Below are 1,376 nucleotides of genomic sequence, written 5' to 3'. Positions count from 1 at the left end.
AGAACCATGCAGACACGGCGTCGCAAGGCGACCACCAGCCCATTTTCACCCCGGAACGGGCGACCGCAAGGTCACATTGGCTGGAATGCAATTCCGGCAGGAGCGCTAGCGGCCCGCGGGGTCGAGGCCGAGCGACATGCCGGCCAGGCCGCGCTTGCGGCTGGACAACGCGTCGGCGATGCCGCGCAGTGCCTTGCCCGCCGCGGAGTCCGGGGCGGACAACACCAGCGGGACGCCGGAGTCGCCGGCCGTGACGAGCGCAGGGTCGAGCGGCACCTGGCCCAACAACGGCACATCGGCGCCGACGGCTCGCGACAGGTTCTCGGCGACCTTGAGGCCACCGCCTTCTCCGAAGATCTGCATGGTGGTGCCGTCGGGCAGCACCAGCCCGGCCATGTTCTCGACCACGCCGGCGATGCGCTGGCGGGTCTGCAGCGCGATCGCACCGGCTCGCTCGGCGACCTCGGCCGCGGCCAGCTGGGGTGTCGTGACGACGAGGATCTCCGCGCCGGGGATCAGCTGTGACACCGAGATCGCGATGTCACCGGTGCCCGGCGGCAGGTCCAGCAGCAGCACATCCAGGTCGCCCCAGTACACATCGGCGAGGAACTGCTGAAGCGCCCGGTGCAGCATCGGCCCGCGCCACACCACGGGCGTGTTTCCCTGGGTGAACATCGCGATCGAGATCACCCGGACGTCGTGGGCGACCGGCGGCAGGATCATCGAGTCGACCTGGGTGGGCCGATCGGTGGTGCCCATCATCCTGGGCACGGAGTGGCCGTAGATGTCGGCGTCGAGCAGTCCGACCGACAGCCCCCGCGCGGCCATCGCCGCGGCCAGATTCACCGTGACGCTGGACTTGCCGACACCGCCCTTCCCTGACGCGACCGCGTAGACGCGGGTCAGCGAGCCGGGCTGGGCGAACGGGATCACCGGCTCACGCGAATCGCCGCGAAGCAGCTTGCGCAGTTCGCCACGTTGCTCGTCGTTCATGACGTCGAGCGTCACCTTGACCGCGCCGGTGCCGGGCACGTCGCTGGCAGCCCTGGTGACCTGGTCGGAGATCTCGGTCTTCTTCGGGCACGCGGATGTGGTCAGGTACACCTCGACGTGCACGGCCCCGTCGGGCCCGACGGTGACGTTCTTGACCATGCCGACCTCGGTGATCGGACGCCGCAATTCGGGGTCGATCACCTTGGCGAGTGCGGCGCGCACCGAGGATTCGAGGTCAGTCGGAGTTGGGGACATCACCTGCGAGTCTAGGCCGCAGACCGGTGACGGCCCGAATGCGGGCGGCTGGTCAGCCCACGGGGCCGGGAGCAGGTCCCGGCGCCGGCCCCGCGCCCGGCGGCAGCGGTCCGGGGAGCGGGGCTGCC

At 70.4% G+C, this 1,376-nt stretch carries 1 protein-coding gene; it reads right to left on the bottom strand.

Annotated features, from left to right (window positions below; all coding sequences use genetic code 11):
* Positions 1-105: 105 nt before the first annotated feature.
* On the bottom strand, positions 106-1,248 hold the full coding sequence (locus H7I57_RS01045; RefSeq protein WP_264021381.1) for an Mrp/NBP35 family ATP-binding protein: 1,143 nt from the start codon (positions 1,246-1,248) through the stop codon (positions 106-108).
* Positions 1,249-1,376: the final 128 nt, after the last annotated feature.

This window comes from Mycolicibacterium pyrenivorans (assembly GCF_025821625.1).
GTDB lineage: Bacteria > Actinomycetota > Actinomycetes > Mycobacteriales > Mycobacteriaceae > Mycobacterium > Mycobacterium pyrenivorans.
Note: the sequence above shows the minus strand (reverse complement) of the source record. Positions and strands in the feature narration are given on the sequence as shown.

Coding starts and splice junctions, on each gene's coding strand:
- H7I57_RS01045 (WP_264021381.1), bottom strand. CDS start 1,248: ATGTCCCCAACTCCGACTGACCTCGAATCCTCGGTGCGCGCCGCACTC.